The 14,499-nt window shown below is 42.2% G+C and carries 15 protein-coding genes; 4 read left to right on the top strand and 11 right to left on the bottom strand.

The annotated features are described in order from the left end of the window. Nucleotides 1-9 precede the first annotated feature (9 nt). The 4 genes from ABID29_RS02930 to ABID29_RS02915 all read left to right on the top strand — a co-directional run bounded on the left by ABID29_RS02930 (nucleotide 10) and on the right by ABID29_RS02915 (nucleotide 6,030). A complete protein-coding gene (locus ABID29_RS02930) occupies nucleotides 10-2,811 on the top strand; it encodes an alpha-L-rhamnosidase (protein ID WP_354364277.1) in 2,802 nt (933 codons plus the stop codon). An 82-nt stretch (nucleotides 2,812-2,893) separates the two neighbouring features. Further along, a complete protein-coding gene (gene pgmB, locus ABID29_RS02925) occupies nucleotides 2,894-3,547 on the top strand; it encodes a beta-phosphoglucomutase (RefSeq protein WP_354364276.1) in 654 nt (217 codons plus the stop codon). A gap of 25 nt (nucleotides 3,548-3,572) precedes the next feature. Continuing rightward, nucleotides 3,573-4,466 (top strand): glycoside hydrolase family 43 protein, encoded by an 894-nt coding sequence (locus tag ABID29_RS02920; RefSeq protein ID WP_354364275.1) that lies wholly within the window; start codon nucleotides 3,573-3,575, stop codon nucleotides 4,464-4,466. Nucleotides 4,467-4,479: 13 nt separating this feature from the next. Continuing rightward, on the top strand, nucleotides 4,480-6,030 hold the full coding sequence (locus tag ABID29_RS02915; protein ID WP_354364273.1) for a glycoside hydrolase family 43 protein: 1,551 nt from the start codon (nucleotides 4,480-4,482) through the stop codon (nucleotides 6,028-6,030). A 219-nt stretch (nucleotides 6,031-6,249) separates the two neighbouring features. Here the strand turns inward: ABID29_RS02915 and ABID29_RS02910 are convergent, their stop codons facing one another. The 11 genes from ABID29_RS02910 to ABID29_RS02860 form a co-directional block, all read right to left on the bottom strand. Further along, nucleotides 6,250-7,251, bottom strand: coding sequence for an aldo/keto reductase (locus tag ABID29_RS02910; RefSeq protein WP_354364272.1), 1,002 nt, complete (start codon nucleotides 7,249-7,251; stop codon nucleotides 6,250-6,252). A gap of 150 nt (nucleotides 7,252-7,401) precedes the next feature. Next, a complete protein-coding gene (locus ABID29_RS02905; protein ID WP_354364302.1) occupies nucleotides 7,402-7,959 on the bottom strand; it encodes a TMEM175 family protein in 558 nt (185 codons plus the stop codon). Nucleotides 7,960-8,052: 93 nt separating this feature from the next. Then, a complete protein-coding gene (locus tag ABID29_RS02900; RefSeq protein WP_354364271.1) occupies nucleotides 8,053-8,652 on the bottom strand; it encodes a flavodoxin in 600 nt (199 codons plus the stop codon). Nucleotides 8,653-8,699: 47 nt separating this feature from the next. Further along, on the bottom strand, nucleotides 8,700-9,113 hold the full coding sequence (locus ABID29_RS02895) for a flavodoxin family protein (RefSeq protein ID WP_354364270.1): 414 nt from the start codon (nucleotides 9,111-9,113) through the stop codon (nucleotides 8,700-8,702). A 35-nt stretch (nucleotides 9,114-9,148) separates the two neighbouring features. Beyond that, the gene (locus ABID29_RS02890) at nucleotides 9,149-10,003 is read right to left on the bottom strand and encodes an aldo/keto reductase (protein WP_354364268.1); all 855 of its coding nucleotides are present in this window, start codon (nucleotides 10,001-10,003) and stop codon (nucleotides 9,149-9,151) included. 49 nt (nucleotides 10,004-10,052) lie between these two features. Beyond that, nucleotides 10,053-10,925 (bottom strand): alpha/beta hydrolase, encoded by an 873-nt coding sequence (locus tag ABID29_RS02885; RefSeq protein ID WP_354364266.1) that lies wholly within the window; start codon nucleotides 10,923-10,925, stop codon nucleotides 10,053-10,055. A 34-nt stretch (nucleotides 10,926-10,959) separates the two neighbouring features. After that, nucleotides 10,960-11,598, bottom strand: coding sequence for an NAD(P)H-binding protein (locus tag ABID29_RS02880; protein ID WP_354364265.1), 639 nt, complete (start codon nucleotides 11,596-11,598; stop codon nucleotides 10,960-10,962). A gap of 19 nt (nucleotides 11,599-11,617) precedes the next feature. Beyond that, the gene (locus ABID29_RS02875) at nucleotides 11,618-12,478 is read right to left on the bottom strand and encodes an aldo/keto reductase (RefSeq protein WP_354364263.1); all 861 of its coding nucleotides are present in this window, start codon (nucleotides 12,476-12,478) and stop codon (nucleotides 11,618-11,620) included. Nucleotides 12,479-12,604: 126 nt separating this feature from the next. Next, a complete protein-coding gene (locus ABID29_RS02870; protein WP_354364261.1) occupies nucleotides 12,605-13,648 on the bottom strand; it encodes an alpha/beta hydrolase in 1,044 nt (347 codons plus the stop codon). Beyond that, nucleotides 13,617-13,895: an SDR family oxidoreductase gene (locus ABID29_RS02865; RefSeq protein WP_354364260.1), complete on the bottom strand. Its 279-nt coding sequence runs from the start codon at nucleotides 13,893-13,895 to the stop codon at nucleotides 13,617-13,619. Before ABID29_RS02865 ends, ABID29_RS02870 begins: the two co-directional genes overlap by 32 nt. Before the next feature lie 112 nt (nucleotides 13,896-14,007). Continuing rightward, nucleotides 14,008-14,394 (bottom strand): nuclear transport factor 2 family protein, encoded by a 387-nt coding sequence (locus ABID29_RS02860; protein WP_354364259.1) that lies wholly within the window; start codon nucleotides 14,392-14,394, stop codon nucleotides 14,008-14,010. Nucleotides 14,395-14,499 lie beyond the last annotated feature (105 nt).

Genomic DNA, 14,499 nt, shown 5'->3' with positions numbered 1-14,499 from the left:
CTCTTTCACATGAAAATTACAACTATTACCATCAATCACATGACCGAGCCCCTAGGTTTTGAGTACAAAAGCCTCCACGTTGGCTTTAAGGTAGAAGCAGAGCAATTTGAGACTGTTGAAAAACAAGTAGAAATCAAAAGCGGAGACAGCCTTGTCCATCGGTCTGATTTTATTCCATTTGATAGTAACAGCTTTGAACTAAACCTTGACTTAGCACCACGCACACGCTATGACGTGATTGTGAACCTAAAAACAACTGATGGCCAGACTATTTCAGCGACCTCTTTCTTTGAAACAGGGAAGATGACAGAAGCTTTTGAGGCTAAATGGATTGCCAATAAGGATAAAGAGATCCAAAACACACTGTTCCGTAAGATTGTTTCAGTAGCTAAACCCGTCGCTAAAGTTCGCCTCTACATGACAGCTTTGGGGGTGTATGAAACCTTCATTGATGGGCAAAAAGTAGGCAAGGAATTCTTAGCTCCAGGGCAAACAGCCTATGATCAATGGGTTCAACTCCAAACGTATGATGTGACGAGCGCTTTTACCCAAGGCGACCATGAATTACTGATCTCGACAGCTGATGGTTGGTTCAAAGGGGCTTATGGCTTTATTGAAGGCATAGATTGTATCTATGGTGATCAGCACCGAGCTCTTGCAGAGTACCATATTGACTACGAAGATGGTAGCTCCGAGATCATTTCAACCGATGCTTCTTGGGAAACGACTGCTGGTCGTGTAAGCAAATCAGCCATTTACTACGGTGAAGACCGTGATGACTCTAAAGAAATCACGGATTGGGAACCTGTTGTCCTAGTAGAGGGTGACTACGCTGTCTTGACAGACCGCCTCAGCCTCCCACTCGTAGTCAAAGAAACGTTGGATGTTGTCGAAGTTCTGAATACCCCTGCGGGCGAGACTGTCCTTGATTTCGGGCAAAACCACGCTGGGCTCTTCCGCTTTTATAATCGATTGCCTAAAGGAACGAAAGTCTTCCTCCAAGTTGGGGAAATTCTTCAAGAAGGTAATTTCTATAAAGAAAACCTCCGATCCGCTCGAGCTGCTTTTGAGTATATCTCTGACGGTGAAGAAAAATGGGTCCAACCAGCCTTTACCTACTATGGGTTTCGTTACATGAAAGTCGAAGGGTTTGATGTCATCCATCCAGAAGATTTCAAGGCAGATGTCATCTACTCAGATATGGTCTCTACCGGTCATATCACGACTAACAACGCTAAAGTCAACCGCCTCTTTGAAAACGTCATTTGGGGTCAAAAAGGAAACTTCTTTGATGTTCCAACAGACTGCCCGCAACGTGATGAGCGTCTGGGTTGGTCCGGAGACGCTAATGTCTTCTCAAACACTGCCCTCTTTAATATGGATGTCTATGCCTTCTACCGCAAATACCTCAAAGATCTCGCCATCGAACAAGACCTCAACGACGGTCGCTCACCCATGTATGCCCCATCTTTTGGCAACCCCGATGGAGGTGGCGCCATCTGGGGAGACGCCACAACCGTCGTCCCTTGGAACACCTATCAGGCAACTGGAGATGCCAGCATTCTTACAGAGCACTATCAATATATGAAAGCTTGGGTGGACTGGATTGGACGTCAAACCAAGACCCAAAACCTCTGGACAGGCGGTTTCCAATTTGGTGACTGGCTAGCTCTTGACGGCGAAAACCCTGCCATGCCAACCGGTAAAACAGACGAAGACTTTATCGCATCGATCTACTACCATTATTCAGCGCATATCGTAGCAGAAACGGCTAAACTCTTGGAAAATGACGCAGATGCTACGTATTATGGCCAACTATCTGCTGCTATTTTAGACGCTATTCGCAACGAATACATCTCAGCAACAGGACGCCTCACCATCGATACACAGACAGCATATGCCTTAACGCTCCAATTTGACTTGGTCCCAGAAGAGCTCCGTGAACGTGTGACTAAGGATTTAGTCGCTCGCCTCCACAAGGATGACGATCACCTTAAGACTGGTTTTGTTGGGACACCATTTATCAACCAAATGCTCTCTCAATTTGGGCAACATCAATTGGCAACCAAGATTTTCCTTCTGGAAGACCTGCCAAGCTGGCTCTATGCGGTTAATATGGGAGCAACCACAATCTGGGAACGCTGGAACTCTGTCGAGCCTGATGGCAGCATGAATCCTGAGGGCATGAATTCCCTCAACCACTACTCTATTGGTGCCATTATGGAGTGGGCCTATAAATATGTCGTGGGTATCCGTAACCCGCAAAAAGGGTACCAAGCGTTTGATATTGCTCCCGAATTTGATTACCGTTTGGATCAGGTTTCGGGAGAATTTGATAGCCCGTATGGTCCTATCTCTGTCTCTTACCACATCGAGTCTGATGATAACCATACCATCAAGATGGCAATCAAGATCCCATTTGGCAGCACTGCTCATGTCACCCTGCCACGTTCTGAGAACGTTGCTGTCATGGTAAATGGCGACAGTCGCCAAGGTGGTCAATTTGATCTGACTGCTGGTCACTATGACATTAGCTATGTCCCAAATCAAAATTACATCGAACACTACTCTGCCGAAACAACTGCTGCAGAAATCATGGCTGACGATTACCTAATCGAACAAATTGATGCTATCGATCCTGTCCTTGATTTCTTCCGTAAGGATCCTGATGCTGTTCACGGCGGACTTGGCAAAATGTCTCTTACTAAGCTCAATGCCATTCTACCATTTATCACCATTTCAGATGAGCATTTGAAGCAGATCAATACTGTTTTAGAAGCTACACCAATTCTGGCTCAACGCCACTCCTAACAACTAAAAAAGAGGTGGACTGCTGATGTTCAAAGAACACCGACGAGTCATCTCTTTTTGCTCCATTGAGAAAGGACGTTCTATGTTTAAAGGTGCTTTATTTGATTTAGACGGTGTCATTGCTGACACTGCTGTCTTCCACTTTGCTGCTTGGCGGAACCTCATTAAAAAATATTTCAATGCTGACCTCCCTGATGAATTGGAAGAAAAAACCAAAGGCGTTAGCCGTGAAGATTCCCTTCGTGTTATCTTAGACCATCTTCATATCCGTGTCCCAGCTGACGCGTTTGCTCGTCTGGCTGGGGAAAAAAATGAGGCCTACGTTGAAGCGTTAGAAGTCTTAACACCGGATTATATCCTACCAGGCATTGCTGACTTTATTCAAACGTTACAGGAAAATGGCGTCAAGCTAGCTCTGGCATCAGCTTCTAAAAATGGGCCTCTGATTTTGGAGAAATTAGGCCTTTCAGATGCTTTTGATGCCATTGCAAACCCTGCTAACGTTGCTAACGGTAAACCAGCGCCTGATATTTTCCTAGCGGCAGCTCAAGGACTTGGCTTGGCCCCAGCAGACTGCATCGGTGTTGAAGATGCTGTCGCTGGTGTAACAGCTATTAACGCTTCTGGCGCTTATTCAGTAGCTGTAGGCGGAGAAGAGCTAAAGCATGCTAGACTGCGCTTCCAGAGTACGGCAGATCTTGATTTCACCAAGATAAAAACAGATTTCAATAGCTAAGGTAGCGTTTAAAAGAGGAGACACAATGAAACGAAGTGACATTACCATCCGAGACCCTTACATTCTGGTTCATAATGGGATTTATTATCTCTATGGCACACGGAGTGAGACGACCTGGTCCGACGCTTCTGGTTTTGATTGTTATACATCTGTAGACTTAATCAACTGGGAAGGACCGATTGAAATTTTTAATCGTGATGAGGATTTCTTTGCGACACAGAATTTCTGGGCGCCCGAAGTCTATGTTTATAATGGCAAATTCTATCTCTTGACTACTCTCGGTGCTCCAGATCGTCATAAAGGCATTTATCTCCTAGAGGCTGATAATCCTACTGGTCCCTTTTCACTTATTAGCGAACGATTGACGCCTAAAAATTGGGCTGCTATTGATGGAACACTTTATGTTGAAAAGGGTACTCCCTACTTAATCTTCTCTCACTCATTTGAGACGTCACCAGATGGAGATATGTGTTTATTGCCTTTATCAAATGACCTGACCAAGCCCTTAGGTACACCCACTAAATTATTTTCAGCAGCGGATGCGAACTGGGCAAAACCAGTCCCTTTTGCAAAATCTGAGTTTGGTTTAGACGGAGATGTCTACTTGACAGATGGCCCATCTATCTTTAAAGACGATGATGGAGAACTTTTCATGTTATGGTCCAGCTGGGGAACAAAAGGATACGCTGTTGGTCTAGCCAAATCAGCATCTGGAATCATTAAAGGCCCATGGATTCAGCTGGATACTCCTCTTTTCCCTGAGAATGGTGGTCATGCCATGGTCTTTACGGGAATTGACCATGTCAAACGCATCGCTTATCATTTCCCCAATGATCGCTACCAAGAAATGCCACAATTCGCCCAGTTAGTCAAAATTAACGGTGACTATCACCTACAAAATCGCACAGATTTAGCTTAAAAAGGAACTTTTCATGACTGTAACTCACTATCAAAACCCTATCCTACGTGGCATGTATCCCGACCCATCAATTGTCCGTGTTGGGGAAACATACTACATGGTCAATTCGACCTTTGAATATTACCCAGGCATTGCCCTTTCAACCTCCACAGATTTGCTCAACTGGACCCAATTGCCAAGTATTGCCACAAAACCTGAACAGGCCGATCTAAGACAATCAAAATCAAATGAAGGAATCTTTGCAGTCTGTATCCGTTACCACGATGGGCATTTTTATGTCATCACAACGAACTTTGCTGAGTTCAAAAACTTCATCATCCGTGGACGTTTAGTTGATGATGGGCAAGCCATTATCTGGGAGGATAACCGAGTCGTCGTGGATATCTTCGGTATTGATCCAGACCTCTTCTTTGAAGATGGCAAGACCTATGTCCAATTCACGGGCTACATTGATGACAAGGGCACTAAGGCTATTCAACAGGTCGAAATCAACCTAGAAACCGGTGCCATTTTACGTGGTCCTGAAGTCTTGACCTTGGGCACAGGTGGACGCGATGTTGAAGGCCCTCACATCATCCAAAAAGACGACTACTACTACCTTCTTATGGCTGAAGGCGGAACAGGCCTTGGGCATATGATTACCATGTTTAGAGGGCAAAATCTTTGGGGACCTTTTGATGAAGCTGCGCCTAAAAATCCTCTCTTTACCAACCGTGACCGAGCGGACGAGCCCCTTCAGAATATCGGACATGCTGACCTCTTTCAAGATACGGCAGGAAACTGGTGGCTGACCTGTCTAGGCACACGTCCTGCTTCTGTCGGTTTTGTACACTTTACCAATATTGGTCGTGAAACCTTGCTCTACCCTGTAGATTGGTCAGGCGATTGGCCAGTCATCAATGATGGCAGTCCTTCTCAACTGGTCGATCTGACAGCCTTCCCAGACCATGCCAAAGTTCTGAAAAATCCGCAACAACTAAAGCCTTTCGAGGACAACTTCACGACAGAGAGCCTCCATCCAGAATGGGTCAGCCTCCGCTCGGACCTCACTGATCGTCTGAAAATCGGAGCTGACTCCCTCAGCCTGACAGGATCTGCTATCCGGCTCAATGATCTAGCGACACCTTCCTTTTTAGCCCTTCGGCAGACCGAACACGAAGAGAGCTTTGAAGTGGTCCTAGACACTGCCAACACTCTTGTCAACCAAGGTCGACTCGGCCTAGCAGTGATTATCAACTCCGATCATTTTGCGAGTTTAACCCTTGAGGCTGCTCCAGAGGGTGGCTATCAATTCATCAAGCATGTCCGCGTCCTTGATCTTGAGGTTGAGACAGTCGTCGGGCACAGCGAAAATCTGCCTACCCGTTTTACGCTAGAACACACCGTTTCCAATAAAGCTTTCAAGGCTCATTTTGAAGATGGAAGCTCCATCGGATTTGACGTTCATGCCATGCACTTTTCAAACGAAGCCATCGCCGCCCTAAACACTGGGGACTTCTGTGGCTTGTACGTTTTAGATGACGCTCAGATGGTGGTGACAAAAGCTAGTCGGAAGTCCATATAGATAGAACCGGTATCGCTACTTCGTCAATAACTTCCCTACTTATAGCAACCAACCACCAAGATCTTACTACAATGAACATTTGGTAAGATCTTGGTGGTTTATCGCTTATTTTTCTGAAAATTATATGGGGAGTACGTCCTTTGAACTTATAGTAGAAGAGTTGATCAAACGCTTTTAAGTCCCTTTTTTGAAAGGACGAGATAATTAAAAATGGGCGTATTATAAAGCTCCAACAATGGCATGTGGTCGGTAGAGTTCATCAAGATAGGTCATATCGGCTTTCGTCAAGCGAACCTCGAATGCTCCCATAAAATCATCTAGGTACTGTTCTTTGGTCACACCAACGATGGGCGAATGAATACCTTTGTTCCACAGCCAAGCCAGTGCAATCTGCGAACGACTGACCTGATAGCGATTGGCCAGTTCTGCGACACGTTCCACGATAGGGTAGTCTTGTTCCTTTTGGTGGTCATATTTAGCTTTATTGGTCTCATCCGTTTTACTGCGGGCTGTATCAGCTGACCAGTCGCGGACAATTCGGCCAGCTGCCAGAGGGCTATAAGGTACCAAAGCTACTCCTGAATCCTGACAAAATGGGATCATTTCTCGCTCATCTTCACGGTAAATTAAATTGTAATGATTTTGCATGACTGAAAACTTGGTCCAGCCATTTTTCTCAGCAATGTATTGCGCCTTTTGAAATTGCCAGGTGTACATAGCAGAAGCTCCGAGATAATGAACTTTACCAGCACGCACCAAAGCATTAAGCGCAGCCATCGTTTCCTCAATTGGGGTATTATAATCCCAACGGTGGATATAAAGAATATCGATATAATCTGTTCCCAGACGTTTCAAACTAGCGTCCACTTGATGGAAAATTGCTTTGCGGGATAAACCTGCCGTATTAGGAGCTGGTATTTGTCCATTACCAAAGGTACTATCTCCAAAGAAAACTTTTGTAGCAACGACGACTTCTTCGCGCTTAGCAAACTCACGAATAGCCCGCCCTAAAAATGCTTCACTAGAGCCAAAACCGTAAATATTAGCTGTATCAAAAAAATTGATTCCTGCATCCAGTGCTTTTTTGATGATCGAGCGACTCTTCTCTTCATCGAGTATCCAGCCGGATTGAAAACCACGTGCTGCTTCACCAAAACTCATACAGCCCAAACATAGTTTTGAAACGGTTAACCCTGTGTTTCCCAATTGTGTATATTCCATGAGTATCCTCCATTTTGGATTAGCTAATATAATTTGACTTCAAAACACTGACGATAACTTTTTGTGTATGTTATTTTGACCTATTTAAACCTTTCCCTAAGTTTAATGACTCGATATTTCGCCACCTTTCAGTAGGGACGATGATGCTTTTTAGATAGACCGCGGAATCACAATCACCATGGCGGTGATTAAGACAACCCACATCATGGCAGGTGGATAAATGGTTAAGGATAGGAGAAGCCCAATGACTTTTAAGGCAATATCCAACATGCCTGCACGGTCTAAAATATTAAATCCTTGATCTTTGCTAATAGCAGGATTGAGAAGCTCTAATTCACGATACATCCAGACATTGCTGGCTGTTACAAGTAGCACTATCAAACCGTACAAGGTCTGGGCTACTGGGTTATTAAAATCAGCAGAAACAAGGGCTGTTGTATAAGGGAAAAATGAGGAGAAAAAAAGTAGAACAATCGAACTCCAAACCAAATTGGTGTTGATTTTATCAATCACATCCCAACTACGATGCAGATTAACCCACATGGTTCCCAACCAGAAGAAAGAAATGGTGTAAGCGAAAAAATTGGTCCGCAAATCCCATAGAGCCTGCCAGCTAATCTGATCCGGCCGTTCTAATTCCAAAACTAAAATCGTCATGATAATCGCCAAGACGGCATCTGTAAAAGCGATTAAACGCTCTTTTGACATTAAATACATGTTCACTCCTCCTTAATAAGGAGTATTATACCAAAATTTATTTCTTGTGAGAATAAAGAGTTGTTCTCTCTTTCCATAGAAATCTTAATATCCTATCTCAGTAAGCCATTCAGCTACTTCTGAGCTTGTAGCTGATGAACTAAACCGTTGCCCTTCTTCCCAGTTGCCTGTTCCTGCCATCCCTGCTAGTAAATTTCCACTTTCCCCTAAATCAGAGCTAGTAGATATCGCAAATGGAATGACTGTTTTTCCTGAAAAGTCATTTTCTTCAACGAAATCATTGATAGGCCAGGCAGCTTCTTGCCACCAAATAGGATAGCCAATAAAAATAACATCATAATCTGCCCAGTTTTCAGGACTCACTACTTCCAAAGGCGTTTCCCGTTGGGACTCATTGAGATACTCTTGGACGACACGACTATTTTCTTCTGTCCAATTCAAATCAGCCTCGCTATATGGATTCTGTGGTTTGATTTCAAATAGATTTCCACCTGTTTCAAAAGCGATATCTTGGGCAATCATGGCTGTATTTCCAGAGGCGGAAAAATAAGCAACAAGAATTTTTTGACTATCATCTGCCGAACTGGCTTCTTGACTGGATTCCGCCGTTTGACTGCTAGCTGTCTCACTTGTTTGCGTACTCTGCTTACCACTGCTACTTGCAACAAGGACAAAAACTGTCAAAAATCCTAGAAAAATAAACTTAGTTTCTTCATGAACCTCTCCCTTCCTTACCTAGTTATCATACCCTTGTAGTTCATTCCATACAAGCCGGCATAACGGCTCATAGTGTAGTTTCCCATATCAAGAACTTCCTGCGTCGGAGCTGAGCCTTGAAAGATGAAATACAACACTTTTCCGATGAGCTGATCTTCGACACGATTATACTGTCGATCCAGGAAATTCCGTACCAAACCATTGATGCTATGCCAATAGACTGGTGAGCCAAGCACAATTGTATCTGCTTCAAATAGCTTTGCTAGCACCTCTTCAAATTGATCATCTGAGAAATCTTGTCCGTAATCATAAATTTTATAATCAGCTAGATGAAGCGTTTCAAAAGATTGATCTCCTAATAATTTTTTGGCTAAAGCGACGGTATTGCCATTTTTATTGGGACTACCGTTTATAAATAATGTTGTCATCCCACTTTCTCCTTATTTACCGCACTTTATACCTATTAAAATGATTTTCCAACAAATCCAGCAATAATTTCGACAGCTTTTGCTGAATGATGATCTTCAAAAAGTGTCGTATTTGTATTCAGACTAGAAATTTTTTCCATGTCTTCAGCTGATAATTCAAAGTCAAAAATATCAAAGTTTTCTTGAATGCGAGTTGGTGTAACGGACTTAGCCAATGAAACTAGGCCTAATTGCAAATGCCAGCGCAACATAACTTGAGAAGTCGTTTTCTCATATTTTCTAGCAATTTCAACTAAGACTGGATTTGAGAAGACATCGAATTGACCAGCAGCCAAAGCTCCCCAACTTTCCGCAACGACACCTTTTTCTGCCATATAGGCACGTTCTTCATTCCGTTGGTTAAAGACATGGAGTTCGATTTGGTTAACTGCTGGAGTTACCTCGTTAAAGGCGGCAAGGTTGGCTAATTGGTCTGATTTGAAATTTGATACACCAATAGCACGAATCTTACCTTCTTTGTAGAGTTCCTCCATAGCACGCCAAGCTCCAAAAATATCTCCAAATGGTTGGTGAATGAGATAAAGGTCTACATAATCCATGTCCAATCGCTCCAAGGATGCGGCAAATTCCTCTTTGGCTCCCTCATAAGAGAAATCTGAAACCCAGAGCTTAGTAGTGATGAAAAATTCCTCGCGCGGTAGGCCTGAAGCTTTGATAGCTTTGCCAACAGCGACCTCATTGCCGTAGATTTGGGCGGTATCAAAATGACGGTAGCCTACTCGAATCGCTTCTTCAACAACTGCTTGGCATTGCTCCAAATCAGGAATTTGGAAAACTCCAAATCCAACCATAGGCATTTTAATTCCGTTATTAAGTATTGTGTATTGCATTGTTTACCTCGTTTTTATCTATTTTCATTATTCAAATGGATAGTTAGGATTAAATATTTTTTTCAAAGAAAGGTATGATTGCCTCAAAGGCGACATCTATAAAAGGATGGAGGTCGTACATGTCAAAGTGGCTTGCTTCAGGGACAACTACCCATTCTTTTACATCACTCTTGGCTGCATCAAAGATTTCACGAGATGCTGGTTGGCTCCAGGCATTTTCAGCAGTAACAACCAAGTACGGTTTGGTCATATCTTTCATGATATTGGTCACATTGTAATTGATCAGCTCTAATTGACTCCAAGCCACAACTTGATTGCTCCAACGAGAACGGTTTCCACGAGCAGAATAGTAATATTGTGCCCCCTCTTCAAAGGCACGAGGTTGGAAATTAAGTGTAATTAGGTCACCTGTTCCGTTTTCATAAGCTTCTTTAGCTATCCTTACTTCCTCTTCTGGCAAGAAGAATGATGTCATTGGCGAAGTTGAAATATCAGAAATAGCTGGCACGACTGCGGTAATAGCTTTTAAACGGCTATCTTTGACACCAGCAACAGACATATAAGAACCTGACCCGCACATGCCTAAACCACCAATACGGCTATTATCAACGTAAGGAAGGCTCTCAAGGAAGTCAATAGCCCCTTCGATATCTGATTGCTTGACATCAGGAAGCTCTTGCTGGCGTGGGAAACCTTGACTTTCGCCAAAATAAGCGCCATCAAATACCAAGGTAACGTAACCCGCTTCTGTAAGTGCATCGGCATAAACGGCTTGAGCTTGTTCTTTTACGGAAAGCATGGGCCCCGTTACAACAATTGCCGGGTAATTGGTATTCAAATCGAAGTTTGCAGGCAAGCGAAGGATACCTGCGAGGCGGAGGTTTAATTCTTTATTCAAAAAAACAACATTTTGTGTTTGCATTATCAGTTCTCTCTTTCTTTAATGGGGTAGTTGCTTAGTAAAAGCTAGGCTTAGTAAAGGCAGTTCCTACTTCACCTAATCCCAAACTTTCGCGATAATAATTTTCTTTACCAGTGAGCAAGTCAACCACAAATTGTGCTACCGATTGTCTTGATACTTGAGCGGAAGTAAAGGGTTCACCTTTCCGAGTTATTTCTAAAGGAACTAACCCTTTATTATAAAGCCAAGTAATACGAAGAATAACATAATCCAAGCTACTTGCTTCTATCCTATCAGCAAAATCTCGGACAGGTGAGGTCCACATGATACCAGTGTTTTGCCGATACCATTTTTGAAAAGGACCAGTAATCTCCTGGTAAATATCCGGTACACTTACAGCAATCAATCGTTTTACACCAGACTCTATAATAGAATCTAGTGCAGTTTGTAAGACCTCAGGGCCTGACACGTAATTAAGATAGACCGCATCTACTCCCTCTAAAGCTTTCAATAATTGTTCTTTATCGTCAAACTGACCATCTATGAGTTGAACTCGTTCAGATGTTAAATTTGCAAGTTGTTCATGAGCCTTCCTAGCATATAGCACTAAATCAAAGTCAGTCTGGTCAAGTAAATAATTTGTAACCATACTTGCGATTTGACCGGCGGCTCCTAAAATTAACACTTTTGTCATCACACTGCCTCAGCAGTCTTTAATCATGGGCATGAATATCATAAACCGTTAATAGATATTCTCCTACACCTGGGGCATCTGGATCATGAGATCCTTTCCCCTTATCAAGGGCACGGAGTTCGGCTAGTTCCTCAGCAGTTAATTCAAAGTCAAAAATATCTTTGTTGGAAGTCATACGGCTCTTTTTAGTTGATTTTGGCAAGACAACAATACCCTCTTGGTTTGCAAAGCGTAAAATGATTTGACCTACGTCTTTGCCATACTTACTTGCAAGTTTTGTGATCACAGGCTCTTCGAATAATTCTTTATTACCTTGGCCAAGCGGAGCCCACGCTTCAATAGTTACTTGATCTTTCGCAAGCAGGTTCCGTAATTCTTTTTGTTGGAAGTATGGGTTGAACTCAACTTGGTTGACAGCTGGGATAGTTGCAAAATTTGGAATAAATTGTTTCCAAAAGTTTGGTGTGAAGTTTGAAACACCGATGGATTTAATTTTACCAGCAGCTTTGGCTTCTTCAAGAGCTTTCCAAGCCTGCTCCACTTCCCCGTAAGGTTGATGAAGTAGATAGAGGTCAAGATAGTCAAGTCCCATTTTCTCTAGAGTCGCATCAATTGTTGACTTAGCAGTCTTATAGGCAAAATCCTGAATCCAGAGTTTACTGGTTACAAAGATTTCTTCTCGTGGAATACCTGAATCCTTGATAGCCTGCCCAACTTCTTTCTCATTGAAATAGGCTTGAGCCGTATCGATATGACGGTAGCCAACTTCCAAAGCTTCTTTCACTGCTGTATAAGTTGAACCATCCGCTGGAATTTGGAATACTCCAAAGCCAATTGCAGGAATCTTGTTTCCATCGTTTAATGTGATTTGTTGTGTCATATGTTTTTTCCTCTTTCTTATTTATGAATCTATTTTATTTTTAAAAGAGTGAATAGTACAATACTTATTGTTTATTGCAGTATTCATTTTACAAATACTGATAGACTATTCATCTGAATCGGCTTTTTAGTTTGTTTTGACAAATAACGTTGGGAGCATATTGTACAGATATTCTTGAACAGCAAGAAGGTCATGACTTGAACCTGTACTAATATGAAGTGTCAGATTATCTTGAGAAAATGGCTGTCGTGTCCACATTTCTTCCACCTGTGTCACAATTAAATCCTGAGCGAAGTCTTCTGTACCAGTTGCTGCGTAAATCTGATAATCAGATATATCGTAGCCACCTTCTGTCACTACTTGTTCAAATAAATCGACCGTAGCTTGACTTTTATCTCGTCCACCATAAACCTCAACTTCCCAACTATCACCACTCATTGGTCCAAAGTATTTTATTAAGTCCAAATTGTGCAGGAATTGTGACCAGGTCGTCACAGAGCCTCCCGAAAAACCTGCAAAAGCCCGATGATTACGACTAGCTTGTAAATCAGCTACATCGCCACTCCTTGCATAGGTATGATAACGTTCTTCGATGTAAGGAGCTAAATCATTCCGAAAATCATGATAGAAGTTCCGAATTTCTGCTTCCGAACGACTGAAATCTTGGGGAGCATTTTCTGCATCAAAGGTTGGTGTCACCACAATCAAAGGCTCTATATTACCATTTTCAATCATATGGTCTAAAATATTTTTCAAATCAGAATATTGGAAAAAATCTCCAGCAGTCATCCTCCAACCATGCATCAGATACAGAATATTGTAAGAAGTCGTTTCATCTTCTGTTTCGTATCCTGGAGGAAGATAAACGTAGGCTACTTTTTTAATATCTTGGTTAGCATCTGCATAATCCTTACTTTTATAAGTAACTTCTTCAATTGTTCCGCCATTTTCCATCTCCTCCAAATAGGACGGAGGCACATCTTGCGTTTCTTGCATTAGATTACTTGAATTATTAGTCGTTGTCTGCACTATATCTTGTCTCGCTTGTAAATAAATCCAACTAGCTCCCGCTAATAGAAGGAATAATAGACTAAGAACCACTATAATTTTTTTATGTTTCATTCCATTTCTACATTTCTTAACTTGCCCCTTGTCCACCATCAACGCCATAAATAGCTCCTGTCACAAATGAGGCTTGTTCAGAACCTAGAAAAACTGCCAGACTTGCAACTTCTTCGGGACGTCCAAATCGGTGCATTGGGATTAGTTGAGAAATAGCCTGCTCATGTGCCTGTGCTTCCTCAGCTGATAAATCTGTCAAATTCCAAATATCTGTACGAATCGCCCCTGGTGCAATGGCATTAACACTCCTTCTGCAAATAGTTTTATTGTTGGCTGTTACTGCCCTTTGTAACATAGTAGTGTAAACTAATAATTGATTTATGGAAACTGCTCTTTTAGTATAGAAATATGCACCGAACGTATGCTTAAATTTTTTCAAGTAGCAATGGTTTTGCTAATTCAAAATGCTATAACACTTGATAACTATCAAAATCATTGGCAATCCGAGTGTACGTTTCCCCTACTAAGTACCAGTCTTGATTAGTCTTCGTAAAAATCTCAGAAACTATAAATGGATTCTCCACCTCACTGTCCCCAACTTGTGCGGTTAATACGAGTTTTTTAAAGATGATAACGGTCTGACCATAGTCTTCAATCCATTCGTCTGTTATCGCAACATGTTTATAGATAAATTTTTGACTATCAAAGGCATCCAGTTCTCCTTTTTTATCAAACGTAATGCCCATATGCACAAATTTAGCATTATCAGCAATGAAATCTGCTATTTTCTTTGTGTCATTAGCTAATTTGGCTGACCAAATTTGTTTAGATAATTGTTTAACTCTTGTTACCATAATCTTCTCCTTCGTTGTTTTTACGATAAAATGGATTAGTTGGGGTATCAAAAAGGGCGCTTTGTTTCCAATCGGTTGTTACCCCGTAATCAATATAAATCTGTT

It is taken from the genome of Streptococcus rupicaprae (assembly GCF_040545225.1).
Classification (GTDB): domain Bacteria; phylum Bacillota; class Bacilli; order Lactobacillales; family Streptococcaceae; genus Streptococcus; species Streptococcus rupicaprae.
The sequence above is the reverse complement of the archived record's forward strand: the minus strand, read 5'-3'. Positions and strand labels throughout refer to the sequence as shown.

Coding starts and splice junctions, on each gene's coding strand:
- ABID29_RS02930 (WP_354364277.1), top strand. CDS start 10: ATGAAAATTACAACTATTACCATCAATCACATGACCGAGCCCCTAGGT.
- pgmB (WP_354364276.1), top strand. CDS start 2,894: ATGTTTAAAGGTGCTTTATTTGATTTAGACGGTGTCATTGCTGACACT.
- ABID29_RS02920 (WP_354364275.1), top strand. CDS start 3,573: ATGAAACGAAGTGACATTACCATCCGAGACCCTTACATTCTGGTTCAT.
- ABID29_RS02915 (WP_354364273.1), top strand. CDS start 4,480: ATGACTGTAACTCACTATCAAAACCCTATCCTACGTGGCATGTATCCC.
- ABID29_RS02910 (WP_354364272.1), bottom strand. CDS start 7,251: ATGGAATATACACAATTGGGAAACACAGGGTTAACCGTTTCAAAACTA.
- ABID29_RS02905 (WP_354364302.1), bottom strand. CDS start 7,959: ATGTCAAAAGAGCGTTTAATCGCTTTTACAGATGCCGTCTTGGCGATT.
- ABID29_RS02895 (WP_354364270.1), bottom strand. CDS start 9,113: ATGACAACATTATTTATAAACGGTAGTCCCAATAAAAATGGCAATACC.
- ABID29_RS02890 (WP_354364268.1), bottom strand. CDS start 10,003: ATGCAATACACAATACTTAATAACGGAATTAAAATGCCTATGGTTGGA.
- ABID29_RS02885 (WP_354364266.1), bottom strand. CDS start 10,925: ATGCAAACACAAAATGTTGTTTTTTTGAATAAAGAATTAAACCTCCGC.
- ABID29_RS02880 (WP_354364265.1), bottom strand. CDS start 11,598: ATGACAAAAGTGTTAATTTTAGGAGCCGCCGGTCAAATCGCAAGTATG.
- ABID29_RS02875 (WP_354364263.1), bottom strand. CDS start 12,478: ATGACACAACAAATCACATTAAACGATGGAAACAAGATTCCTGCAATT.
- ABID29_RS02870 (WP_354364261.1), bottom strand. CDS start 13,648: ATGGCGTTGATGGTGGACAAGGGGCAAGTTAAGAAATGTAGAAATGGA.
- ABID29_RS02865 (WP_354364260.1), bottom strand. CDS start 13,895: ATGTTACAAAGGGCAGTAACAGCCAACAATAAAACTATTTGCAGAAGG.
- ABID29_RS02860 (WP_354364259.1), bottom strand. CDS start 14,394: ATGGTAACAAGAGTTAAACAATTATCTAAACAAATTTGGTCAGCCAAA.